Source organism: Olleya sp. AS48, from assembly GCF_038900355.1.
Taxonomy (GTDB): domain Bacteria; phylum Bacteroidota; class Bacteroidia; order Flavobacteriales; family Flavobacteriaceae; genus Olleya.
This window is the reverse complement of record NZ_JBBMRD010000010.1, coordinates 15,036-39,113: the sequence shown is the minus strand read 5'-3', so window position 1 is coordinate 39,113 and position 24,078 is coordinate 15,036. Positions and strand designations below refer to the sequence as shown.

Annotated in this window: 23 protein-coding genes; 13 read left to right on the top strand and 10 right to left on the bottom strand. The window is 32.3% G+C overall.

The window, feature by feature from the left end; genetic code table 11:
• Position 1: 1 nt before the first annotated feature.
• The gene (locus tag WNY60_RS12335; RefSeq protein WP_145000992.1) at positions 2-268 is read left to right on the top strand and encodes an acyl-CoA-binding protein; all 267 of its coding nucleotides are present in this window, start codon (positions 2-4) and stop codon (positions 266-268) included.
• Positions 269-275: 7 nt separating this feature from the next.
• The gene (locus tag WNY60_RS12330) at positions 276-623 is read left to right on the top strand and encodes an SdpI family protein (RefSeq protein ID WP_145000994.1); all 348 of its coding nucleotides are present in this window, start codon (positions 276-278) and stop codon (positions 621-623) included.
• On the opposite strand, the gene pafA is transcribed toward WNY60_RS12330, so the two are convergent.
• A complete protein-coding gene (gene pafA / locus WNY60_RS12325) occupies positions 620-2,275 on the bottom strand; it encodes an alkaline phosphatase PafA (RefSeq protein ID WP_342862553.1) in 1,656 nt (551 codons plus the stop codon). The two genes, WNY60_RS12330 and pafA, sit on opposite strands and share 4 nt — an antisense overlap.
• Positions 2,276-2,385: 110 nt before the next feature.
• Here pafA and WNY60_RS12320 point away from each other — a divergent pair, with 110 nt between their 5' ends.
• Together WNY60_RS12320 and WNY60_RS12315 are read left to right on the top strand one after the other, a co-directional pair.
• Complete coding sequence (locus tag WNY60_RS12320; RefSeq protein ID WP_028283826.1) at positions 2,386-3,126, top strand: ABC transporter permease; 741 nt, start codon at positions 2,386-2,388, stop codon at positions 3,124-3,126.
• A complete protein-coding gene (locus WNY60_RS12315) occupies positions 3,123-3,890 on the top strand; it encodes an ATP-binding cassette domain-containing protein (RefSeq protein ID WP_292942382.1) in 768 nt (255 codons plus the stop codon). The genes WNY60_RS12320 and WNY60_RS12315 overlap by 4 nt, the downstream gene beginning before the upstream one ends.
• Before the next feature lie 88 nt (positions 3,891-3,978).
• Here the strand turns inward: WNY60_RS12315 and WNY60_RS12310 are convergent, their stop codons facing one another.
• Genes WNY60_RS12310 through WNY60_RS12300 form a run of 3 tightly spaced genes read right to left on the bottom strand, consistent with a single transcriptional unit; the run spans position 3,979 to position 7,178 of the window.
• Positions 3,979-5,460 (bottom strand): DUF389 domain-containing protein, encoded by a 1,482-nt coding sequence (locus WNY60_RS12310; RefSeq protein ID WP_145001000.1) that lies wholly within the window; start codon positions 5,458-5,460, stop codon positions 3,979-3,981.
• Positions 5,461-5,469: 9 nt separating this feature from the next.
• Positions 5,470-6,552, bottom strand: a complete 1,083-nt coding sequence (locus WNY60_RS12305; RefSeq protein WP_339808484.1) for a mannose-1-phosphate guanylyltransferase — start codon at positions 6,550-6,552, stop codon at positions 5,470-5,472.
• Positions 6,553-6,578: 26 nt separating this feature from the next.
• Positions 6,579-7,178 carry a SprT-like domain-containing protein gene (locus WNY60_RS12300; RefSeq protein WP_145001004.1) on the bottom strand — a complete coding sequence of 200 codons (600 nt, stop codon included), beginning with the start codon at positions 7,176-7,178 and terminating at the stop codon, positions 6,579-6,581.
• Between the two features lie 125 nt (positions 7,179-7,303).
• Here WNY60_RS12300 and WNY60_RS12295 point away from each other — a divergent pair, with 125 nt between their 5' ends.
• Positions 7,304-7,849: a CIA30 family protein gene (locus WNY60_RS12295; protein WP_145001006.1), complete on the top strand. Its 546-nt coding sequence runs from the start codon at positions 7,304-7,306 to the stop codon at positions 7,847-7,849.
• 109 nt (positions 7,850-7,958) lie between these two features.
• Here the strand turns inward: WNY60_RS12295 and WNY60_RS12290 are convergent, their stop codons facing one another.
• From WNY60_RS12290 to WNY60_RS12275, 4 genes are all read right to left on the bottom strand, one after another.
• Entirely contained in the window at positions 7,959-8,558 is a 600-nt protein-coding gene (locus tag WNY60_RS12290; protein ID WP_342862552.1) for a fasciclin domain-containing protein, read from the bottom strand.
• 161 nt (positions 8,559-8,719) lie between these two features.
• The gene (locus WNY60_RS12285) at positions 8,720-9,310 is read right to left on the bottom strand and encodes a porin family protein (protein WP_342862551.1); all 591 of its coding nucleotides are present in this window, start codon (positions 9,308-9,310) and stop codon (positions 8,720-8,722) included.
• 37 nt (positions 9,311-9,347) lie between these two features.
• On the bottom strand, positions 9,348-10,106 hold the full coding sequence (locus WNY60_RS12280; protein ID WP_342862550.1) for a membrane metalloprotease: 759 nt from the start codon (positions 10,104-10,106) through the stop codon (positions 9,348-9,350).
• A gap of 88 nt (positions 10,107-10,194) precedes the next feature.
• Positions 10,195-11,253 carry a hypothetical protein gene (locus WNY60_RS12275; RefSeq protein ID WP_342862549.1) on the bottom strand — a complete coding sequence of 353 codons (1,059 nt, stop codon included), beginning with the start codon at positions 11,251-11,253 and terminating at the stop codon, positions 10,195-10,197.
• A 333-nt stretch (positions 11,254-11,586) separates the two neighbouring features.
• Here WNY60_RS12275 and WNY60_RS12270 point away from each other — a divergent pair, with 333 nt between their 5' ends.
• The 7 genes from WNY60_RS12270 to WNY60_RS12240 all read left to right on the top strand — a co-directional run bounded on the left by WNY60_RS12270 (position 11,587) and on the right by WNY60_RS12240 (position 18,806).
• Positions 11,587-12,102, top strand: a complete 516-nt coding sequence (locus WNY60_RS12270) for a sigma-70 family RNA polymerase sigma factor (protein ID WP_342862548.1) — start codon at positions 11,587-11,589, stop codon at positions 12,100-12,102.
• A gap of 52 nt (positions 12,103-12,154) precedes the next feature.
• A complete protein-coding gene (locus WNY60_RS12265) occupies positions 12,155-13,066 on the top strand; it encodes a FecR domain-containing protein (protein ID WP_342862547.1) in 912 nt (303 codons plus the stop codon).
• The gene (locus WNY60_RS12260; protein WP_342862546.1) at positions 13,026-15,593 is read left to right on the top strand and encodes a TonB-dependent receptor; all 2,568 of its coding nucleotides are present in this window, start codon (positions 13,026-13,028) and stop codon (positions 15,591-15,593) included. The genes WNY60_RS12265 and WNY60_RS12260 overlap by 41 nt, the downstream gene beginning before the upstream one ends.
• A 77-nt stretch (positions 15,594-15,670) precedes the next feature.
• Positions 15,671-16,600, top strand: coding sequence for a hypothetical protein (locus tag WNY60_RS12255; protein ID WP_342862545.1), 930 nt, complete (start codon positions 15,671-15,673; stop codon positions 16,598-16,600).
• A 90-nt stretch (positions 16,601-16,690) separates the two neighbouring features.
• Positions 16,691-17,353, top strand: a complete 663-nt coding sequence (ribB, locus tag WNY60_RS12250; RefSeq protein WP_145001023.1) for a 3,4-dihydroxy-2-butanone-4-phosphate synthase — start codon at positions 16,691-16,693, stop codon at positions 17,351-17,353.
• On the top strand, positions 17,354-17,929 hold the full coding sequence (locus WNY60_RS12245) for a Crp/Fnr family transcriptional regulator (RefSeq protein WP_145001025.1): 576 nt from the start codon (positions 17,354-17,356) through the stop codon (positions 17,927-17,929). It begins immediately after the preceding gene.
• Positions 17,930-18,038: 109 nt separating this feature from the next.
• Positions 18,039-18,806 carry a hypothetical protein gene (locus WNY60_RS12240; protein WP_342862544.1) on the top strand — a complete coding sequence of 256 codons (768 nt, stop codon included), beginning with the start codon at positions 18,039-18,041 and terminating at the stop codon, positions 18,804-18,806.
• A 98-nt stretch (positions 18,807-18,904) separates the two neighbouring features.
• On the opposite strand, the gene argS is transcribed toward WNY60_RS12240, so the two are convergent.
• Positions 18,905-20,689 (bottom strand): arginine--tRNA ligase, encoded by a 1,785-nt coding sequence (gene argS, locus WNY60_RS12235; RefSeq protein WP_342862543.1) that lies wholly within the window; start codon positions 20,687-20,689, stop codon positions 18,905-18,907.
• A 356-nt stretch (positions 20,690-21,045) separates the two neighbouring features.
• On the opposite strand from argS, the gene WNY60_RS12230 reads away from it, so the two are divergent.
• Positions 21,046-23,178, top strand: a complete 2,133-nt coding sequence (locus tag WNY60_RS12230) for a tetratricopeptide repeat-containing sensor histidine kinase (RefSeq protein ID WP_342862542.1) — start codon at positions 21,046-21,048, stop codon at positions 23,176-23,178.
• On the opposite strand, the gene WNY60_RS12225 is transcribed toward WNY60_RS12230, so the two are convergent.
• A complete protein-coding gene (locus tag WNY60_RS12225; RefSeq protein ID WP_292942343.1) occupies positions 23,111-24,043 on the bottom strand; it encodes an arginine deiminase-related protein in 933 nt (310 codons plus the stop codon). The two genes, WNY60_RS12230 and WNY60_RS12225, sit on opposite strands and share 68 nt — an antisense overlap.
• Between the last annotated feature and the right edge of the window lie 35 nt (positions 24,044-24,078).

The following is a 24,078-nucleotide window of genomic DNA, read 5'->3' as shown; positions in this document are numbered from 1 at the left end:
TATGACTACAGAGGAATTAAATAAAACTTTTGAAGATGCTGTGGACCGCATTAACGCACATACAGAACCTTTCCCTGCAGATTTCTTGCTTCGATTGTACGCTTATTACAAAAAAGCTACTAATAACTACGAAAGACCTAGTAGCAAAAAGCCTATAATTAACGCTTTTAAAACAAATGCTCTTTTTCAAATTAAAGACATTACTACTGACGAAGCTAAAGAAACCTATATAGAGTTAGTCAACAATTACTTTTTATACCGAAAATAAAATAGGTATGCCTTCTTCCTTTGAGAGCATATTACTCCCTAGTTTTATATCTGGAATAGTTTTTATTATTGCCAGTGTGATTACACTTACTTATCCTCCTAAAAAAATTAATTGGTATTATGGTTATCGCACAGATTTATCCATGAAAAATCAAAATAGTTGGGATTTTGCACAAAAGTATTCCTCTGTACAATTAATTATTGCTGGCTGTTTAATTATGATATTCAGCTGTATTGGTTTAGTCATACAGTTTAGTAAAATGGCACGTATTAGTATTAGTTTAATACTAATTTTTAGTGCCATTCTATTTATGTGGTTAAAAACCGAACGTGCTTTAAAAGCTAAGTTTAATTAATTTTCTAAAACAAACTCAAGCGGTTTACCTGTGGCTCCATTTGGAAAGCTAATCCCTAACAACGCAGACATTGTTGGTGCTATGTCAGGAATATTAGTATGTTGCATTGTGCTTCCTGTTTTTATTCCTTTTCCAAAAAACAGTAATGGAATATGCGTATCATAGTTTAAAGCAGATCCATGCGTAGATCCTGTTTTACTGTAACTTATTACTGCTGGATCTAGCACAAATAAAACATCTCCAGAACGCTTTTGATTAAATCCATTTTGCAACAAGCTTTCAACACCTCCAGAAAACTCGGTAGTAGTCATGCTAGTTGCTGTATAAGCTTTTGAAATATGAGGATAGTCTATTATTGTATTTACAATTTCTTGTTGCACACTAGCTAAATTTAAACCATAGCTTTTAATCAATGCTCTATCCAAAAATATCTGGTTATTACTTATGTTTTTAATTAAATTTTCCGCTTTATAATTTAAAATGGTAGTTTCATTTAAGTTAGTTTTAAACCCATCTGTATCAAAATATCCTGAAGGAATTTTCACTGATTCTAGATAAGCAGGTACCTCAACAGCTCCATGATCTGACGATAAAAACAAGGTGTAGTTACCTTCTCCAACTTTTGCATCTAATGCTTCTAAGATGCGTTGTATATCTTTATCTAACCTAATGTAAGTATCTTCTACTTCTTTACTATTAACACCAAAATTATGTCCTACGTAATCTGTACTAGAAAAACTAACGGTTAGCACATCTGTAATATTATCTTGACCTAACTGCTCACCATCAATAGCTGCAATTGCAAAATCTGCTACAATACTGTTTCCGTAAGGTGTTGCTTTAATAATGTCATAACCTCTATTCTCTTTACTTAAAGCCTTTAAATCATAAGGAAACGTTGCAGTGTCTTTTCCTTTAAAACCGCCTTCAAAAGCATTTAAATCGCTTCCACTTTCAGTATACGTGTTTATATCATATAATGTATTCCACTCCTTTAAATAACTTTCAGCAGCAGCTGTATTATTAAAATCTTGTACCCAACTAGGTAACGTATTTAAATAAAAAGTACTGGTTATAAAACGACCTTCATCTGCACCATGAAACCAATAAGCAGCATTTGCTGTATGTCCTGCTGGTAAAATGGCACCTCTATCCTTTACCGAAATCCCAATAGTCTTACCTTTCATTTGCGTAAATAATCTGTTTTCGTCCGCAAAAGTTGTAGTTTTAAGTCTATGTGGAGACATTTGACCTGCATTATTTAAAGTCCCTACAGGCTGTACCAAAGTATCTCCTGCACAGTAAACATAACTATCAGATACTTTGTCATACCAATTATTAGAAATAATACCGTGAGTTTTTGGTGTAGTACCTGTAAATATTGAAGCATGTCCTGGTCCAGTATAAGTTGGTACGTAATTAAAGTGATTATTTTTACAATTAAAACCGTCGTTTATTAATCGTTTAAATCCACCATCTCCATACTTATTATAAAATCTAGTTAAATAATCGTATCTCATCTGGTCTACTACAATTCCAACCACTAACTTTGGTTGCGAATTTAACTTAGTACTGTTTGATGTTATAGTGCTTTTTTGTGATTGGCAACTAAGAAGAAAACAAATAATAAATAACGATAGAATAGCTCTCATTGTGACAAATTTAATTTTGAACCCCAAAAATACAGCTTTTAAAACATCTAATTTGAAATTAACATTAAATACGTGCTATAATTTTATATTTTAGCAGTAACAAATAACTAATGAATTACCTACACTATATTGGAACCTACTTTTTAATGGTTGTCGAAATGTTTCGAAAGCCCACAAAGTGGTCTGTAATGAAAAAATTAATACTTAAAGATATAGACGATTTAATTATCGGATCTTTAGGTATCGTTGCCTTTATATCATTTTTTGTTGGTGGTGTTGTTACCATACAAACCGCTTTAAATATTGACAACCCATTAATCCCAAAAAACTTAGTTGGATTTGCAACTAGACAATCTATTATTTTAGAGTTTGCACCAACTTTTATGTCCATAATTATGGCTGGTAAAGTAGGCTCTTTTATTACTTCTAGCATTGGTACAATGCGTGTGACAGAGCAAATTGACGCTTTAGAAGTTATGGGAATAAACAGTTTAAATTATTTAGTGTTTCCTAAATTTATAGCATTAACACTGTATCCTTTTGTAATTTCAATATCTATGTTTTTAGGAATCATGGGTGGATTAGCTGCTTGTGTTTATGGTGGTTATGCTACTATGCCAGATTATATTGAAGGAATACAACTTGACTTTAAGCCTTTTCATATGGCTTATGCCTTTATTAAAACATTACTATTTGCCTTTATATTAGCTACGGTACCATCATACCATGGATATTACATGAAAGGTGGCGCATTGGAAGTTGGTAAAGCTAGTACAACCTCTTTTGTTTGGACCAGTGTCATGATTATCCTTTTAAACTATATTTTAACTCAACTCCTGCTAAGTCAATGATAGAAGTAAAAAATCTACACAAATCGTTTGGAGATGCGCACATTTTAAAAGGTGTTACTACCACTTTTGAAAAAGGAAAAACTAACCTTATTATTGGGCAAAGTGGTTCTGGTAAAACCGTATTTTTAAAATGTCTTTTAGGTCTTTTTGATTACGAAGAAGGTAGTATTGCATACGATGGTAAAATCTTTGCTAAATTAAGTGAAGACGAAAAACGTGATATTAGAGCTGATATTGGTATGGTGTTTCAAGGAAGCGCGTTGTTTGACTCGATGACTATTGCCGAAAACGTTATGTTTCCTCTAAAAATGTTTACCAAACAAAGTAAAAGCGAAATGGAAGATCGTGTAAACTTTGTTTTAAAAAGGGTTAATCTTGGAGATGCACATAATAAAAAACCAAGTGAAGCCTCTGGAGGTATGCAAAAACGTGTTGCAATTGCACGTGCGATTGTTAATAAGCCAAAATATTTATTTTGTGACGAACCTAATTCTGGATTAGATCCCAAAACATCGATTGTTATTGACGACTTAATTAAAGAAATTACTGAAGAATATCAGATTACAACTGTAATTAACTCACATGATATGAACTCAGTTATGCAAATTGGAGAAAAAATTATTTTTCTTAAAAATGGTTTAAAAGAATGGGAAGGGTCTCGCTACGACATTTTTAAAACAGATAATGAAGCGGTTACAGACTTTGTATACTCTTCAGAATTGTTTAAAAAAGTACGTCAAATGTACCTAGAGGAACGCAGTTAAACACTCTATTATTTAAAGTCAAACTTAACTTCTCCAAAAATATATTTTCAACTAAATTAATAGCTAAACTTATTGCTATACGTGATTTTTAGTTATTAGTTTGCTTAACAACCAAGGTGTCTAGTTTCAGCTTTAGCTTTAACCAACGATATAACTTATCTTTCTCTTTAGACAATTGATTAGCGTCTACTATAGTATCATTCCATTTAACAGTAAAAACAGCTAGCGTGTCAATGCTTTTAAAATTAGAGTTTACAACACTAGCATAAGATAAGGATTCAATATTTTCATAATTAATATTAACCTCTTTAGATAATTCTTCAAAAGGAATATAACCACGCTCTAGCTTAGATAACTCTTTTACTTTTTCTTCTAAAAATGTGATTTTTTGTTGCTGAGTCATTAAGTCTAAAGAGTCTCTTGTACGTAACTCTTCCATATATTCTAGATTATTGATCTCTCTGTTTTTAGTTTGATTAATTAATAATTTAGAATTTTTTAAGTACGTATACTCTTGTAATCTATTTTCTAAAAAATGCTTCATGTCATCTGAAATTACATCTGTTCCAAATGTTGTTAACTCAATGTTAGAGTCACCATTTGGCGTGTAATTAGGCGTCGCATATTTTTGGATATAACTTGCATTAGGTAAAGACTTAAGCTCATTAGTAATAAAGTCTTTAGCATCTACTTTAAATTGACTCTCTCTTAATACGCTTAAAAAAGTAAACATAGCAGGAATCATTACAATAATAGCAACTAAAGAGGCAATTCTTGCAGTACGTTTACGCTTAGCAGAATTAGCATATTTAAGCATTGGAAAACGTAAAATTTTAAGTACTAAAAAAGTTGCTAAAGCAATAAATATTGTATTAATGGTAAACAAATACATGGCTTGACCAAAGTAAGTCCAATTACCTTTGGCTAATCCATAACCTGCGGTACATAAAGGAGGCATTAAAGCAGTCGCGATAGCTACACCAAAAATTACAGAAGCAATAGTCCCACGTTTAGTACGTGCAATAATTAAAGCTAAACCTCCAAAAAAGGCTATTAAAACATCACGTATATCTGGTTGTACACGACCTAGTAATTCTGAAGTATCTTCGCTTAATGGAAAAAATCTAAAAAACAAAAAGGCTGTTAACAAACTTAATACGATCATAATCGCTAAATTTATTAGCGATCGCTTAAGCGTATCAATATCATTAATTGCAATAGATAGACCTACACCTAAGATTGGTCCCATTAATGGCGAAATTAACATGGCTCCAATTACAACAGCAGTACTATTAGCATTTAAACCAATAGAGGCTACAAATATTGAGCAAATTAAAATCCATGCAGTAGCACCTTTAAAAGGTATATCTGCTTTAATAGCTTCGATAGTGGCATCTCTATCAGTATCGTCTCTAAAATCAAGTAATTCTTGAAGAAAGGTTTTTATACTTTTAAATAGGCCTTCAGCATCCTTTTTTACTGCTTCCTTTTTTTGATTAACCGCTTCGTTTTGTTTCTCTTCATTAGAGAAATTAAACTTATTCTCTTTAGGCTCGTTGTTTTGTTCCATAGTTAAAACCTATCCGTAATGCTCTCCAAAATTGTCTTTTACTTTTTGAAGTACTTTTTTAATATCTTGTTCTTTTGACTTGGGAAAGATAAGTAAAACTTCATCCTTATCTACAATAATATAATCATTCAATCCATCGACTACAACAACTTTATCCGCTTTAGTTCGTATCATATTTCCAGAAGCATCTTCCGTTAAGGTTTTTGCATTGACTACAGCATTATTGTTCTGGTCTTTATCTAATTTATCGTATAAACTTCCCCAAGTTCCTAAATCATTCCAATCAAAAGTTGCTGGAATTACGTATACATTGGTAGAGGATTCCATGATGGCATAATCCACAGAAATATTTTCAGCTTTAGGATAATTATCTCTTATAAAATCATCTTCAAATTCCGTATTATAAGTAGCCATACCTGTTTTAAACAAGTCAAATAATTCTGGCTGATTACTCTCAAAAGCTTTTATTACACTTGTTGCAGACCACATAAATATACCTGCATTCCATAGAAAGTTACCTTTTGACAAAAATTGCTTTGCAGTTTCATAATTAGGTTTTTCTCTAAACTGCAATACAGGACTTATATTATCCTGAGATACAGTTCCTGTTTCAATATAACCATATCCTGTGTTAGGAAATGTAGGCGTAACACCTAACGTCATTAAAACATCGTTATCCTGACAATAGGTAAATGCTTGTTTAACATTTGTAGTAAAAGCTACTTCGTCTTCAATCCAATGATCACTTGGTGCTACAATCATTATTGCATCAGGATTTTCCTTTTGTATTTTTAAACTTGCATACAAAATACAAGGTGCTGTATTACGCATAGCTGGCTCCAACACAACTTGACGTTGGGTTACTTCCGGAAGTTGCTCTAAGACTAAGTCATTATATTTTTCGTTAGTTAAAATGAAAATATTTTCTTTAGGTATTAGTTTACTTAATCGGCTAAATGTTTTTTGGATCAGCGTATCTCCTGTACCTAACATGTCATGAAACTGCTTAGGAAACTCCTCTGTACTTACTGGCCAAAAACGTGAACCAACTCCACCTGCCATTAATATTGCGTAATAATTTTTATTCTGCATGTCCTTGATATTGTATTAAGTTTAACTTAATTATTTAAAATTTCTACCTCAGCATTGGCATTAAACAAATAGGTTTTACCTGTTTTTACCTCGACACACTCATGTCTAGTGCGTCTTTTTGCTCCTTTTTTAAACACACGTCCATTGTGTATTTTAAAAGTCTGATGTAAAGGTACTTCAAATATAAAGCTTTTATTATTTGGAGCGTCCAATAGCTTTAAAGCTAAGGCGAGTTGCACATCTGTGTCGCTAGACGCTTTTGGATTTATAAAATGTTTTGCAACTACAGGCAAAATGGACTCCGGAAACACCTGAGGATTAATAAAAGGCAACATTAAATGCTGGAAGGTACGCTTCCACTCTGCTCCATGTGGTTTTATATGTCTGCCAAATTTAGAAAACGCTTCTAAATGGGCTATCTCATGTATTAACGTTATTAAAAATCGATATTTATTTAAACTGCCATTAACCGTAATTTGATGTTTTCCATTTGGTAATCTACGGTAATCACCATGCCTTGTTTTTCTTTCTTTTTTTACCATTACAACCAAATGATCGTGCTCTAAAAGTTGTAAAACTCTAGAGACTGATGCTTCTGGAATGTAATGAGAAATGGTGTTTTGCATGACTACAAAAATAATAGTTAATTAATATTATTAACTGAATTGATAAAATAAATTTAAATTGATTAAATATCACAAATTAACAGTCTATAAAAAGTTAACACTACTTTGTTTTTGTATCTTTAAATATGAAACAATTATTTTTTATAGTAACCTTATTTATGAGTACAACCCTAGGATTAACAATAGATTTTGGAACAGAAAAAGCAGGTGATGATTGGCGTATAGTTAACGATGGTGTCATGGGTGGATTATCCACGTCCAAAACAACTATATTAGAAGACAGCATTGTATTTAATGGCGAAGTTAGTCTAGAAAACAATGGTGGATTTGCAAGTATCCGCACGTTAATTACTGCAGGTGCATTAAGTGATTGCAAAACGATGACTATGCGATTTAAAAGTAATAGTACAGACCGTACCTTTGGAGTATCTCTTAAAAATAGTCAACAATACTACATACCTTATTATAAATACACCTTTACACCTAAAACTACAGAATGGACTACCATTACTGTAAATCTATCAGATTTTAAACATTACCGAATAAGTGAAGTTATAGGAAATACAATGCCAATAAAAGCTTTGGATGATGTCTATAATATTGCATTAATTATTAGCGACAAAAAAGCTGGAAATTTTAATATTGTAATAGATTATATCAAGTTTGAATAACACAATAGCCTTTTACCTGTAGACCATTAAATTTTTAATTATGTTACAAAAAGAAACCGCTTCCAATTTCTTGAAAGCGATTTCCCATCATTAAACAACCTAAAAAAAATTACTTAGGCATCACTACTGCATCTATTGCGTGAATTACTCCATTTGAAGCTGCAACATCTGCCATAATAACTTTAGATGTGTTTCCTTTTTCATCCATTAATACAACATCTCCATCTTCTAAAGACGCTGTTAATGATCCACCTTGTACTGTAGCAACAATAAATTTTCCGTTGTTTGCTTTAATAGCCTCAACTACTGCTGATGCATTAAATTTTCCTGGTACAACATGATACGTTAAAACTGCAGTTAACATTTTTTTATTCTCAGGCTTCAATAATGTTTCTACTGTGCCTTCTGGCAATTTGTTAAAAGCGTCATTTGTAGGTGCAAATACTGTAAATGGACCTTTACCACTTAACGTTTCTACTAAATCTGCTGCTTTTACTGCTGCAACAAGGGTTGTAAAGTTTTCATTTCCAACAGCTACTCCAACAATATTATCATTGTCTTGTGTTTGCGCTACTATTGGCGAACTGTCTGCTGTGTTAAGCGCTATTTCTTTTGACTGAGTTTCTACATTTTGTGGTGCTTCTTTACAAGCATTTAATCCAATTAGCCCTACTACCGTAAAAGCCATTAATACATTTTTAGTTTTCATAGTTTTGTTTTTTTTGTTTACCCAAAGATAAAACCAGACAATAAATAAAACTATTATTTTTGTTTAAAGTTTAGTTAAAATTATTAAACAAAATGAATTCGGTCTAAAAAAAACCGAAACTGAATATTCCAATTTCGGTTAAACACTACAACACTAAACCACTAAAAACCAAAGCCTAACGAAAACTGCCATACTCTGTTTTTTGGTGATCCATCATCGTAAATATCTCCAAGACCTAAATGATAGCGCACACCTAAGCTAACATTAGCGTCGGATTTAAATCCTACTCCAAAATTTACACCATAGTCAAAGCTATTAGGCTCAAACTCTTGCGATGTATCAAATAAATCAAAATTAGCATCATACGTTTCTTTGTGTGAAATAGCATAACCTATTTGTGGTCCAGCCTCCAAGTAAAAGGTACTTACAGGATATAGTTTTAAAGATAATGGCACATTAATATAATTCAGTTTTTGTGTAAACGTCCCACCATTAGTTTCTAGTTTATAACCTTGCTGCGAGTACATCACTTCAATTTGAATAGCTGCAAAATTGCTTAAATAAGATTCGCCATATAATCCTACATGAAAACCGCTTCTTTGACCAGTTTCTTCATTACCATCGTATTGTACTGATGCTAGATTATAACCGCCTTTAATTCCTCCATTTGACTTAGACTTTATATCGTCTTGTGCATTTACTATAAATAACGCTCCAAAACTTAGTGCTAGTGTTAAACATAGTTTTTTCATAATTAATAATTTAAGTAAGTGTTAAGTTGTTTAAAAATTATTTTCTTCCATTAGCCTGAAGGTCCGCAATACATTGCGCATCCAATTGTGGTATGGATCCTCCAGAAATCATAGACATTGCTCCATTACCATTTTCTGCTTTCCAATACATTAAGCAAGACTCAATATTACAATGCTTTGGATGCTCTAAATCTTCATGATTAGTTTGTAAAGGCGTACCTAAGTTGGTTAATCCTAAAATGTGTCCAAACTCATGAGTTATGACCGTAGATTCTAATATAGGCGTTGTATTTGTTATTGTGCCAGAAGTTAATTGTTGAATTGTTTCTTGATAAATCACAAACGATGTATTTCTATAAGCAGTGCCCAAAACAACTCCTGAATCTGTATTGTTAGCAGAAGCACCATCCGCAAAAAAAGCCCAAACTGCTATTTGATTACTATTATTAAACAATAATCTATTAGCATCTTCAATGTCTACTATCTCTTGATTTGTATATGGTGTTAAACCAGGAGACGAGATTGCTCGTTTTTGTACCGAAATTCCATCTGGTTTAAAGGTCCTGTTCTCCAAAAAAGAAACAAAATTAGATATTGCAGTTTGAGAAGGCTCAAATCCTTCAACATATACTACCTCAACAACAAGACTAGAAAACGTAGTATCAGATAATAAATCATTGGCAGATGCACCAACATTTAACTTATTTGCTTGTGTGTTGTCTAGTGGATCATTTTGCGAATCGTTTCTACTACATGACATTAATACCAACATTAATACTATGATTAAATACTTCATTTTTCTTATCTTTTTTCAATTATACAAAACAGCTATTGTATTAAAATAGCTGTTTTTCAGAAGGTATACATCACTACGCTGTAGTAACTTATATTTGTGTTAACACTAATGTTAACGCTGCGTTTGTCGTGCTTTGTAATGATATGGTCGTGTTGCTAAAACTTGTAACAGCCCAATTTTGATTTAATAAATTAAATGTGATATTCCCTGTAAAGGTTAAATCTAAAAACACTTCTGTTTGAGAAGCTACCTGATAAGTCCCTTGTACATCTTGCACAGCAACATTAACTGTATTCTCTGCTACTACAGACAAATCGTTAGCAAAATCTATGGTAAACTCAGCAAAATCTGATGCAGTATCAACGCCTGCGTTAATAACCGACTCTACCTGAAACAATCCATCCACCAAAATAGTCTCTAAAGCTTCAGCATCTTCAGCTGCTTGCTCCTCAATTCCTTGCTCATTTAAACAATCTGAAATTGCTGCTTGCAATTCTGCGTCGCTATTAAATGTTACTACTTGATTACCACTAGCATCAACATTAGCTGTAATTGGATAATTTATAGCAAATAATTGGTCATCGCCAAAGTCACTTATATACGCATATAACTGCTGTTCGGTTTCTAATACAACACTACCAGTTTGTTCTAAACTTAAACTATAGGTTAATAAGGTTATTGGAAAATCAATATCTATACAAGTAACCGCTTCCTCTCCTGATGCTGTTAAAGTTTGACATACATCAATAAAACCGTCATATATTGATTGGTTTTCAACAACAACTTCAGTATAATTACTTAGTCTAATTGTTACTGGAAATTGCAGTTCTACTATATCTTCATCTGTGTTAAATTGTGCCAAAATATCAATCACTTGTTGATAATCTGCCTGATTAACAATAGTAACTTCTGTTCCGTTTACCGTTGCTGTGACTGGCAAAAGTATTGATGAACATGAGTTACCATCTAAAAAATCATCAAACGATCCATCATACATTGAGGTACGCTCTAAATTACTAGCAGTTTGAGAATTTGAAGTATTTGTGTTTGGACTGTCTCCACTTTCTTCGTCAATTTCATCTTGACAAGATGTTAGCGTCATTAATGATGTTAGAAATAAGACTGCAATAAATTTTAAGTTTTTCATAATTTTAAATGTTTGTAAAGTTAATTTTTCTTTTTTTAATGAAATTATTTTCTTTTTGAAAGCTATTTTTTCGCCATTCTATTGGTAAGACAACTGGATTTTATTTTACCCTACCTTAAAATTTCAAATAAGTGATTAATTATATAAATTGAAGCGGTAAAGCTTGTTAACAAGATGATTATTAAGATTGTTTCAATGATGGTTATTAGTTTTTCGGTGTTCATGTTTACTATTTTAGATTGTTCTGCCAATAAGACAACACAAAATATTTTTACCCTACTTTTACGCGAACATTATATTTAGCCTAACCTATTTAAAAGCTAAAATTGGTTTATGATTGAGAATACAAACAACCTCTGTGAGGAAAAAAACTTTAGTGATTTTTATGTCAAGCATTTGCAATCTGCGAGTAATTTTGCATTTTATAAATGTGGCGATTCTGCAAAAAGCCTAGACTTAGTACAAGATGCCTTTTCAAAAATTTGGGAAAATTGTGCTAAAATAAATTTTACTAAAGCCAAGACGTATTTATTTACATCTATTAATAATATGTTTTTAAACACCATAAAACATAATAAAGTGGTTATGGAGTATGCTAAAGCTGCACCTTATTTAGATATGGACAATCAAAGTCCAGAATATTTATTAGAAGAAGAAGAGTTTAAAACAAAATTGCAAAATGCAATTGCATTATTAACAGATGGACAGCGTGAAGTGTTTTTATTAAATAGAATTGAAGGTAAAAAGTATCGTGAGATTGCTACCTTATTAAACCTCTCGCAAAAAGCAGTCGAAAAACGCATGTCAATTGCTTTAAAAACTTTGAAGCAACATATACAGAATATTTAATCAAGTAGGGTAAACAAGACATTAGTTGTCTTAATATTGAAGGACGTTTACAATGAAAAAAGAAAAAAACATATTACAATGGTTTAATAACGAGTTGTCTAATCAAGAATTAGATGATTTAAAAAAATCTGAAGACTTTAAGACTTTAGAAAAAATAAAGCATTACAGCTCACAATTAGAAGCACCTAAAGTTGATGCCCAACAAGCGTTGCAACAATTTAAACAAAGACAATTAACAAAAACAAAACCTAAGGTTATTGCTTTAAACTATAAATCATTTTTAAAGATAGCAGCACTATTAGTTGTTATGCTTGGAGGTTCTTATTTTCTGTTTTTTAATAATACAGAATCGTTTAGCACACAAATAGCGCAAAACAAAACGATTACATTACCTGACAACTCTCAAGTTATTTTAAATGCAAAATCTAAACTGTCCTACAACAAAAAAACGTGGGACAAGCAACGTGATTTAAAATTAGATGGTGAAGCCTTTTTTAAAGTAGAAAAAGGTCAAAAATTTACAGTTAACACTACTGCTGGACTAGTACAAGTATTAGGTACACAATTTAACGTAAAAGAACGTGACAATTATTTTGAAGTGATTTGCTACGAAGGATTGGTTAGCGTAACACACAATAATAAAACCATAAAACTACCTAAAGGCAATGGGTTTAAGGTTACTAACGGAACCATTGATCTTATAACAAACAACACGACCACAAAACCAGATTGGATGCAAGCAGAAAGCAGCTTTACAAACATAGCGTTACAAGAGGTTATTGCAGAGCTAGAGCGCCAATATAACATCACTATAAAAGCAACAGCTGTAGACACAACCCAACTGTTTTCTGGCTCTTTTACACACAATAATTTAAACACTGCTTTACAATCCATAACCATACCTTTAAAAATTAGTTTTAAAATTGAAGGACAAACCGTTACATTTTATAACTATGGAGGTTAGACATTGGCTTGTTGGCTTATATCTATTAATGGTATCTACTGGTTTTAGTCAAAACCAACAGATACCATTAGCTGATTATTTGACAACTATCGAAACCACTTTTAATGTCAAATTTAGTTATGCTGTAAAGGACGTGACTAATATTAATATTACACGACCTGCTAACACTTTAGACTTAAAAAGCACATTAGACTATCTAAATGCTAATACACTTTTAAATTTTAAAACACTAGACAACCGTTACATTACCGTTTCAGTGTTAGAAAAAACTATTTCTATTTGCGGTACTGTACTTTCTGCAGAAACAAACCAAGGTCTTTTAGGTGCTTCAATTGCTGTAAACAATACTTACTTAGGCACAACTAGTGATAATAATGGTCAATTTAGTTTAAAGGACATTCCGCTTCAAGCAACAATAACCATTTCGTATCTAGGATTTAAAGACCAAATTATTACTGCAAGAGCTTTTTTTGATAGTCAACAAGACTGCAAACCCATTACGCTATTAGTAGATAACCTGATGTTAAATGAAGTTTTAATCACCAAATATTTAACCACAGGATTACAAAAATTAATAGACGGAAACATCGTGTTAAACACAGAACAATTTGGAATTTTACCAGGTTTAATAGCACCTGATATTTTACAATCCATTCAAGTACTTCCTGGCGTAGAAAGCGTTAACGAGAGTGTTGCTAATATAAATGTTAGAGGCGGAACCAATGACCAAAACCTAATACTTTGGGATGGCATTAAAATGTACCATTCTGGACATTTTTTTGGGTTAATATCTGCTTATAATCCAAATTTAACCAACAAAGTTATTGTTACTAAAAACGGAACAAGTAGTCAATATAGCGATGGTGTATCTAGTACCATTAATATGTTTACTAAGGATAAAATTACAAACACTTTTTCTGGAGGAGCTGGTGTTAATTTAATTAGTGCAGATGCCTTTTTAGAAATTCCGATATCCAAAAAATTAGCGCTACACATTTCTGGACGACGCTCTATTACAGATGCATTTAGCACACCAACATATGACAATTATTTTGAAAGAAGTTTTCAGGATAGCGACATTAACATCAATCCAAATCTAGACAATAGCACAACACAATCCGATTTTGTGTTTTATGATTATACCGCAAAAGTCCTTTTTGATTTAAACGATAAACACCAATTTAGAGCCAATATTATTGGTATAAATAATAATTTAGATTATACCGAAAGCAGTACAGATAGCAACACTACGACCTCTACAAAAACCAGCAATTTAACTCAAGATAACTTAGGTTATGGCGGAAACTGGAATGCACAATGGAACGATGCTTTTAGCACAACACTGTCAGGAAGCTACTCGCAATACAACGTAGACGCTTCGGATTTGCGTGTGCAAACCAATCAGCGTTTAACACAAGCTAATGAGGTTTCAGAAACTAGCTTACAATTAAAAACAGAATACAAACCTAGCGGTAATCTTTCTTTTATTAATGGCTATCAGTTTAACGAGATTGGTGTTTTAAACCAAACCACAGTCACTGTTCCATCCTACTCTAAAACAAAAAAAGACGTCTTGCTAAACCATGCTTTTTTTACAGAGGTACAATACCATAAAAACAACACGTACGTAAAATTAGGTGCACGTGCCAATTACTTCCAGAAATTTGACCAATTACTTATTGAACCTAGATTAAATGTGCGACAAAAACTATCCAACCAATTTGCTATAAAACTGAAAGGCGAATTTAAAAATCAAACTGCCACGCAAATTGTAGATTTTCAGGATGATTTTTTAGGTGTAGAAAACAGACGTTGGATACTGGCAGACAACCAAAGCATACCAATTTCAAAAAGTAAACAAGCCTCTTTTGGTTTAGACTTTAAACAACATAATTTTAATCTAGATTTGACTAGCTTTTATAAAGTAGTCCATGGTATTACTGCCAGAAATCAAGGATTTTATAATAACTTTCAATATTTAAACGCGATTGGAAATTACCATTCTAAAGGTGTCGAGTTTTTAGCTAATAAAACAGCAGACCGTTTTAGCACATGGTTAAGTTATACGTACAGTATTAACGACTATCAATTTGACAGTTTTACACCATCTGTATTCCCAAATAATGTGGATATTAGACACTCGATTTCATTAGGTTTTAATTATACTGTATTACAAAATTTACAACTTTCAGTAGGTAGTGTTTGGCATTCTGGTCAGCCGTATACCAATCCACTTGCCAGTAGTCCAACCGTCCAAATCAATAATAATTATTACGTTAATTACGACCAACCAAACAGTCAAAATGTGGATCCGTTTTTTAGATTGGACGCATCTATTAATTATGACTTTAATTTTACTAAGGACTCAAAACTTAGTTTTAGAGCTGGTGTAATAAATGCAACCAACCACCACAATACCATAAATCGTTATTTTGAAGTCGATCCAGAAGACAACAATAAAACCATCCAAATCGATAATAAATCCCTAGGATTAACACCAAACGCTAGTTTGCGTTACAGCTTTTAATAGCTTATCTTTCTTAACATTAAAGGTTTTTAAAAGACCCTTTTAGATGCACAATTGATAAGCAACACCATTTTAAGATGAAACAAACTATCATAATACTTTTTCTATTGTTAGCAATAACCGCTTGCAAGAACAACATCAACCAACCACAGTCACCAACCGAAACACCTTCCGACTACCAAGACACTATAACAACCCATTACCAATTATATAAACCTACCAAAAAAGCAAAAGCAGTATTAATCCTTTTTGGCGGTTTTCCGGAACAAGCAGACGACATTAAAAAAGAATTTAAAATTCTGGAACTCGCTAAAAAAAACAATATTGCTGTCCTACTATCTAACTACAATCAAAAACTATGGTTAGACACACAAGACAAACAACAACTAGCTACTTTATTACAAAACGCTATTACTGATAACCAATTACCAACAGATGCCATTTATATTGGTGGTTTTTCCAGTGGAGGCGTTATAAGTCTACTGCTAAGCGATTTTATAACAGCTTCAAAACAGTATAACATTACTCCAAAAGGCGTCTTTATTGTGGACTCACCTATTGACCTAGAAGCCTTGTACAAAGCGTCTCAAAAAAATCTAGCTCGACAATTTTCTGAGGTGTCCGTAGAAGAAAGCACATGGATACAAAACACATTAACTGAAGCTTTTGGACCACCAGAAACCAATCTGGACAACTACCAAAACAATAGTGTGTACACGTACAGTAGTAACTACACAAAAAACCTACAACATTTAAAGGATACAAAAATACGACTGTACACAGAGCCTGATACACTATGGTGGAAAACCAACCGAAAGGCAGATTATGACCAAATGAATGCGTATTACATTAAAAAATTAGCCGAACAATTACAAGCACAACAGTTTAAAAACGTGCAATACATACCAACCAAAAATAAAGGTTACCGATCCAATGGAGACAGACATCCACACAGTTGGTCTATCATAGATGTGGAAGATTTGGTAGCTTGGATTTTAAACGACTAACTATTTAAAATAAATTAATTATTTGACATACATCAAATAATATGGTTTACTACAACTTTAGTTTTGCATCTTAATAATTATAAAAAAATTATGATACTTACAGAACTAAATTCAAAAGAATTATCTGGCTATACAAGTCAAGATCGTGTTGAAAACGCATTGCAACAACTTCGAGAAGGAAAAGGAATTATTTTAACAGATGATGAAAATCGAGAAAATGAAGGCGATTTAATATACTCTGCACAACACATGACCTTAAAGGATATGGCACTTATGATAAGACATTGTAGTGGTATAGTTTGCTTATGTTTAACTAATCAAAAGGCCGATATATTAAAACTTCCTTATATGGTAAAAGAAAACACCAGTAGTTATCAAACCCCTTTTACCATTTCTATCGAAGCAAAAAAAGGGGTAACCACTGGTGTATCAGCTAGTGATAGACTAAAAACTATACAAGTGGCTTGTAACAGTAATGCCACAAGTAAAGACCTTGCAAAACCTGGTCATATTTTTCCTTTAAGAGCCAATAAAAACGGTGTCCTAGAAAGACCAGGACACACAGAAGGTAGTATTGATTTAATGAAGTTGGGAGGCTTAAAACCAGAGGCTGTATTGTGCGAATTAATGAATGAAGATGGAACGATGGCTAATACAAATACAATTATATCATTTGCAAAACAACATGATTTAATAGTCCTATCTATACAGGATATTATTGATTATCGTAAATTTATAAGAGACTACAAATAAATGACAAACTACATTGAACTCACCAATTTTATAAAGAAGAATATTGACATTGAAGATAAAGACCTAGAAGTGATACTATCTTATTTTAAAATGATTAAAAAAAGTAAAAATGCTATTTTACTATCTAATGGAAAAAATAGTCAGGTTAGTTATTTTGTGAAAAAAGGTTGTTTACGCCTGTATTACATAGACGAGGAAGGTAAAGAAATTACACGTTACATTGCTTTTGAAAATCAATTTGCCACAGAGCTTGTCAGTTTTATAACCAATGAACCTGCTCAGGAAACCATTCAGGTTATAGAAAACAGTGAGTTACTATATATCACACATGATGATTTTAGACACTTAATGACTATCATACCTATATGGAAAGATTTTTACAGAATCTATTTAGAAAAAGCTTACGTAAATAATTCACGACGCTTGTTATCGTTTACAGCTTTAGATGCATCAGAAAGGTATAAACAATTGTTTAAAATAAATCCAAATATTGTCAAGCGACTACCAAATAAAATAGTGGCATCTTATATTAACATATCACAAGAAACCTTAAGTCGAATAAAATCTAAAATCTAATTTCATATTATATTAACTACTCTATTCATTAAAAAAACTTCAAACATATAAATCATGATAAATAGGTTACCTTTCCAAAAAACAACTTAATACATAATAAACCTAATAAATGAAAAAAGTAATTTACACCTTTGCACTTTTAGCAGTCTCATTAATGTCTTGTGAAAGTAGTTCTGATGACGAAACAACTCCTCTTGACGCCACACCTGCTAACGAGACAATATTACCGACTCAATTAGATATTGTTTATTCTGATGGAGAAACCGAAACGATTACATACTGTTATGATGGAATGAAACTTATAAAAGAAGAATCATCTGATGGTTACTATACAGATTATGTTTATACAGATAATATATTAAGCGCTATTAATTACTACGAGGATACTGATCCTGAAATCCTAGAATCCTACACGTACGATGCTCAAGGACGTGTTGAAACAATTTCAACCAATATTATTGGCGTAGGTATATATGAGTATAGCCAAACTTACAATTCAGACAACTCTGTAATTACACAAACCTCAACAACTTCTGCTGGCGCAACACCTTCTACCACTACAGTTAGCAATGGTAATGTAGTAAACTCTACAGATGGAACATATTACACGACTACTTTCAATTATGACTCTAAAAATGGCGTGTTTAAAAATATAGATGTAAGAGATGTATTGGTAACCATTGAATCTGAAAATGGTTATGCTACTAATTTCACATTAAATAATCGCACTAGCGAACAGGTAGTAGATAATCAAACTTTAGATAGTGAAAACTATACGTATACTATGACTTACACTAGTTTTGATTACCCAAGAACGGTTCAAGAAAGCGAAGAAGGAGATATCACATTATATACTTACACGTATAATAACGATTAAAGTCTACAGCGTATTACTTTAAAATAAGCAAAAAAAATCATAAAAAAAACGCTTTCAAATACTTGAAAGCGTTTTTTTTATATAGTAAAGTATTACGCTTACATGCGCTCTGGCACTGCAACACCTAATAAGCTAAATGCATTTTTTATAGTATTTGCTACGGTTTTGGATAACTGTACTCTAAACACAATTTCGTTTTGTGTATCTGCACCAAGTATAGATACGTTTTGATAAAAACTATTAAAGGCTTTTACCAAGTCGTAAGTATAATTAGCAATTAACGCAGGACTGTGGTTTGTTGCTGCTTGCTGTATTACCTCTGGAAACAATTGTAATTGCTTGATTAACTCGCGCTCCTTGTCGTCCAAAGTCACTTGGTCTGCACTTAGCGTGATAGCCTCAGTGATATTAGCCTTACGCAGTATAGATTGGATTCTTGCATACGTATATTGTATAAAAGGTCCTGTATTACCCTGAAAATCGATAGACTCTTTTGGGTCAAATAAAATACGTTTTTTAGGATCTACTTTTAAAATGTAATATTTTAACGCACCTAAACCAATGGTTTTATAAAGGTCTGCTTTTTCTTGATCTGTATAACCGTCTAGCTTACCTAAATCTTCAGAGATGGTTTGTGCTGTGTCAGCCATTTCGACAATTAAATCGTCAGCATCTACAACTGTACCTTCTCTACTTTTCATTTTTCCAGAAGGTAAATCTACCATTCCGTAACTTAAATGAAACAGGTTTTTAGCCCAATCAAAGCCTAGTTTTTTAATAATTAAAAATAGGACTTGAAAGTGGTATTCTTGCTCATTACCAACAGTATACACCATACCACCAACATCTGGATAATCCTTAACACGTTGGATAGCTGTCCCAATATCTTGGGTCATGTAAACTGCTGTTCCGTCAGAACGTAATACAATTTTTTCGTCTAAACCATCTGCTGTTAAATCGCACCAAACCGAACCATCTTCTTTTTTAAAGAATACCCCAGATTTTAAACCTTCGGCAACAAACTCTTTTCCTAAAAGGTAGGTTTGACTTTCATAATATAAATTATCAAAATCTACACCTAAGTTAGTATACGTTTGTTCAAAACCTTTATATACCCAACCATTCATGGTTTGCCATAAAGCAACAACATCCTTATCTCCTGCTTCCCATTGTTGTAACATTTGTTGTGCTGCTACTAAAATTGGTGCTTCTTTTTTGGCGTCGTCTTCGGTTTTACCTTCTGCTATTAACGCTGCAATTTCTTTTTTATATTCTTGGTCAAACTTAACGTAATAGTTACCTACTAACTTATCGCCTTTTAAACCAGTAGATTCTGGTGTTTCTCCATGACCAAAACGTTGCCAAGCTAACATACTTTTACAAATATGTATTCCTCTGTCGTTTATAATTTGTGTTTTGTATACTTTTTTACCAGACGCCTTTAATATTTCGGCTACGCTATATCCTAATAAGTTGTTTCGGATGTGACCAAGGTGTAATGGTTTGTTTGTATTTGGCGAAGAATACTCTACCATTACGGCTTTATTTTCCGCGGAAGCGTTAACAAAACCAAACCTGTCTTGATCCTTAATAGTATTAAAATAATTTACAAAATACGATGCCTGAATCTCTAGATTTAAAAAACCTTTTACAACGTTAAATCCCTCTACTTCTGCGACATTGTCCACCAAATAATTACCAATAGCCTCACCTATTTGCACAGGATTACCTTTTACAACCCTTAACATTGGAAACACAACTACTGTAATATCTCCTGCAAATTCTTTACGTGTTGCTTGGAATTCTACAGTTTCTAAATCTGCGCTATAAACGGATTTAAAGGCTTGTTTAACGTGTTGCTCTAAGATGTTATGAAGGCTCATTGATTATATTTTTTGAAAGGGCAAATATAGCATTTATTGAGCATAAACTAAGGCTTTTTGTTATCCTTATTAGCTTGGCGTATTGGATTAAAAAAAGTAAAATACAACTTTAACATAATTGTTATTATATATGCTAAGTAAGTCTAAAAATAATAAAAATACCGTTAGTCTAATTTTTTGGCATTACCACTTAAAAATTATGATATCAGCATTTTAATAATCATTTTTAACCCTCGAAGAAAAATCCCTCCAGTTTCTTCTGTAATCAAACTAACTATTAAGTCATTACCCTAATTACGGTTAGATTGCTTTTATGTGCAATTTATCTTACATTTGTTGTAATGCTGTATATTTAAATGAAGCGACTGATTGTCCTTTTATGCCTACTAAATTTAGCTTTTGGCTTTTCGCAAGAAGAAGAGCTGGAAAGCTTGACTATTCAATTAGCTTATCAGGATCCTGATATCTCTAAAGTTGATACGTCGGTTAGCATTATTAAATTACTTTTTAAAACCGAAGATTACAGCAAAGCATTAAAGTTTATTAAGCAAAGTGAAAAACTAGCTAAAGACTTAGACTATAAAAAAGGACTGGCTGAAATTACATACTACAAAGCTAAAATCCACCATCAAGAAGGACAATACCAAATGGCTGTTGGCGAATTTAAAAACGCTAAAACGTTATTTACCACTATTAAAGACACCATTACTGTTGCTAAAATAAATAGTGATCTTGGCTTTATAGAAATTGAAAATGGTAATTACAAAGTTGGTTTAAACTATGCGTTGTCTGCGATACAAGAGTTAGAAAAACGATCGCTTTTTAATGATTTATCTACCAATTATGAAAGTCTTGCTAATGCCTACCAAAACGCCAATGTTTTAGACAAAGCAATTACCTACAACATAAAAAAGATAGAGGTCGATAATAAAATTAATAATATTAAAGGACTTATTGCTACCAATAAAAAACTAGGAGATATTTATACTTCTAATAAAAATTATAACCAAGCCATTAGTTATTACGAAAGCGCTTTGGGTTATGCTGGCAATAATGACGAAACCACTAGAGCAAACATTTTACCTTATTTAGGTAATGCATATTTAATGGATAAGGATTATAAAACGTCTGCAAGATATTTATTAGAATCCATTAACCTGAACAGACGTTTTGAAAACCAAGAAGGTGTGTTGATTGCTTTAAATAGTTTAGGCGAATTATACCTAAAACAAAACCGTTTAAATACTGCACAGGAACAATTATTGGAGGCTTCCAATTTAAGTCGCTTATTAAACAATGATGAGCAATTACTTAAAAATTACAGATTAATGAACACGTTAGACAGTATTAAAGGCGACTTTGATAATGCTTATGTGTGGCAAAGCCAGTATTATAATTTAAAGGAAAAAATAGATGCTGAAAACAATAAAAAATCGGCAATTATAAAAATTGACACCATAGATGACACTACTGCTGAAGTGGATAATATTATTTTACCTGTTACCACCAATGATACGGTTGTTAGCAAGAAAAAATATGACAAATTTAAACTAATCTTTTACGCACTACTAGCTGCTTTTGCTGTGGTCTTAACCTTTTTTGTACTGTTTTATTTAAAACGAAATAATAGATTAAAATATACCAGAGAGCTAGAGGCTAAGAATAAAAAAATAGAGTTGCAAAACGAAGCTATTTTAGAGCAAAGTAAGCATCTAGAAAACATTAATAAGGTTAAAGACAAATTGTTTTCCATAGTCTCTCATGATTTAAAAGACTCGTTAACCTCTACTAAAGGGTTTATTGATTTATTAAAAGAAGGACAGCTTACGCAAGACGAATTTCATAGTTTATTACCAGAACTAAGCGAAAATGCTAATAACGCATCACTACTACTATTTAATTTATTAAACTGGTCTAAGTCTCAAATGCAGTCTTTAGAGCCAAAACCAACCTTATTTGATATTCAAGAAGTATTTGCAGAGAAGGTAAAACTTATGGATCAAAAATTTGATGCTAAAGGTGTCAAACTAATTGATAAAACGTTACGCGATTTTGTTTATGCAGATCGAAGCATGATAGAAATTGTAATACAAAACCTATTAGCTAATGCTGTTAAGTTTTGCAACAGAGGCGACCTTATAACTATTACCAATCAGATTAGTAATGGTAAGTCTATTATTAGCATTGAAGATACAGGTGTTGGTATTACTAAAGAAAACCAAAGCAAACTTTTTGGCAACAATACTTTTACCACTAGAGGTACCAATAAAGAAAAAGGTACTGGATTAGGACTAACTATATGCCGAGAGTTAGTAGACTTAAACAATGGAAAAATTTGGGTGGAAAGCGAACTAAATATAGGGAGCACTTTTTATATAGAACTCCCTAAAAGTAGAATTGACAATTTAAGTGATACTGAAACTACACCTTTGGTAGAAACACCTCAGCCATCATACAGCGAGCGCTACCACCTCCACAAGTCTCAATAGTTTCTAAACTACTTGATAATATTGGACAGTGTGCTTCAATTAATTGTATTTGAGTTGGCGTTAAACTGTCATGAGCAGCTTGACTCATGACTAAATAAAGTTTATCATCCTTACCTTTAACTTGCAACATGTTACCAGCAAATTGGTGCATTTGTGCTTCAGTAATTTTAATAACTTTTTTGTTGTTTTTCTCTAAGTTACTCACCACATTTTTGCGTTCTTTTTTATCATCAATAGTGTCTAAACATATGACAGCAAAAGTCTCTGCTAAACACATCATTACGTTAGTATGATAAATTGGTAAGCGCTTACCATCAACCGTTTGATTTGCAGTAAAAACGACTGGTGTGTATTCAAAATCTTCGCAAAATTCGATAAATAAATCCTCATCAGCTCTTGGTGATAATGCACAATAAGCAATCTCGTTTACACGATCTAACAATAAACTTCCGGTACCTTCTAAAAATAGCCCTTCGTCCTCTGCAGATGTGTAATCTATAATATTATTAATTTTAAAACCTTCTTGTTCTAATCTTAAAAACACATCTTCGCGTCTTTCTCTTCTTCTGTTTTCAGCAAACATAGGATACATAGCGATGTCACCATTTTCATGAAAACTCACCCAATTGTTTGGAAAAATAGAGTCTGGAGTATCCAAAGATGCCTTATCATCTATCACAATTACATTTACACCTACAGCTCTAAGTTTGTCTACATAAGCATCAAACTCGTCTTGAGCTTTTTTATTTATTTCGACATTTTTAAGATCTAAATCCTCTTGAAAATAGTTATTTACTGCTGTTTGTTCATTCATCCTAAAATTTACAGGACGAATCATTAATATTGTATTTGTTGTTTGATGCATATTAAAATTTTTCACAAAAGTAAATTAATTTAAAA

Excerpts from the sequence above, each read along its gene's own strand:
- WNY60_RS12335 (WP_145000992.1), top strand. The coding sequence starts at position 2 with ATGACTACAGAGGAATTAAATAAAACTTTTGAAGATGCTGTGGACCGC.
- WNY60_RS12330 (WP_145000994.1), top strand. The coding sequence starts at position 276 with ATGCCTTCTTCCTTTGAGAGCATATTACTCCCTAGTTTTATATCTGGA.
- pafA (WP_342862553.1), bottom strand. The coding sequence starts at position 2,275 with ATGAGAGCTATTCTATCGTTATTTATTATTTGTTTTCTTCTTAGTTGC.
- WNY60_RS12320 (WP_028283826.1), top strand. The coding sequence starts at position 2,386 with ATGAATTACCTACACTATATTGGAACCTACTTTTTAATGGTTGTCGAA.
- WNY60_RS12315 (WP_292942382.1), top strand. The coding sequence starts at position 3,123 with ATGATAGAAGTAAAAAATCTACACAAATCGTTTGGAGATGCGCACATT.
- WNY60_RS12310 (WP_145001000.1), bottom strand. The coding sequence starts at position 5,460 with ATGGAACAAAACAACGAGCCTAAAGAGAATAAGTTTAATTTCTCTAAT.
- WNY60_RS12305 (WP_339808484.1), bottom strand. The coding sequence starts at position 6,552 with ATGCAGAATAAAAATTATTACGCAATATTAATGGCAGGTGGAGTTGGT.
- WNY60_RS12300 (WP_145001004.1), bottom strand. The coding sequence starts at position 7,178 with ATGCAAAACACCATTTCTCATTACATTCCAGAAGCATCAGTCTCTAGA.
- WNY60_RS12295 (WP_145001006.1), top strand. The coding sequence starts at position 7,304 with ATGAAACAATTATTTTTTATAGTAACCTTATTTATGAGTACAACCCTA.
- WNY60_RS12290 (WP_342862552.1), bottom strand. The coding sequence starts at position 8,558 with ATGAAAACTAAAAATGTATTAATGGCTTTTACGGTAGTAGGGCTAATT.
- WNY60_RS12285 (WP_342862551.1), bottom strand. The coding sequence starts at position 9,310 with ATGAAAAAACTATGTTTAACACTAGCACTAAGTTTTGGAGCGTTATTT.
- WNY60_RS12280 (WP_342862550.1), bottom strand. The coding sequence starts at position 10,106 with ATGAAGTATTTAATCATAGTATTAATGTTGGTATTAATGTCATGTAGT.
- WNY60_RS12275 (WP_342862549.1), bottom strand. The coding sequence starts at position 11,253 with ATGAAAAACTTAAAATTTATTGCAGTCTTATTTCTAACATCATTAATG.
- WNY60_RS12270 (WP_342862548.1), top strand. The coding sequence starts at position 11,587 with ATGATTGAGAATACAAACAACCTCTGTGAGGAAAAAAACTTTAGTGAT.
- WNY60_RS12265 (WP_342862547.1), top strand. The coding sequence starts at position 12,155 with ATGAAAAAAGAAAAAAACATATTACAATGGTTTAATAACGAGTTGTCT.
- WNY60_RS12255 (WP_342862545.1), top strand. The coding sequence starts at position 15,671 with ATGAAACAAACTATCATAATACTTTTTCTATTGTTAGCAATAACCGCT.
- ribB (WP_145001023.1), top strand. The coding sequence starts at position 16,691 with ATGATACTTACAGAACTAAATTCAAAAGAATTATCTGGCTATACAAGT.
- WNY60_RS12245 (WP_145001025.1), top strand. The coding sequence starts at position 17,354 with ATGACAAACTACATTGAACTCACCAATTTTATAAAGAAGAATATTGAC.
- WNY60_RS12240 (WP_342862544.1), top strand. The coding sequence starts at position 18,039 with ATGAAAAAAGTAATTTACACCTTTGCACTTTTAGCAGTCTCATTAATG.
- argS (WP_342862543.1), bottom strand. The coding sequence starts at position 20,689 with ATGAGCCTTCATAACATCTTAGAGCAACACGTTAAACAAGCCTTTAAA.
- WNY60_RS12230 (WP_342862542.1), top strand. The coding sequence starts at position 21,046 with ATGAAGCGACTGATTGTCCTTTTATGCCTACTAAATTTAGCTTTTGGC.
- WNY60_RS12225 (WP_292942343.1), bottom strand. The coding sequence starts at position 24,043 with ATGCATCAAACAACAAATACAATATTAATGATTCGTCCTGTAAATTTT.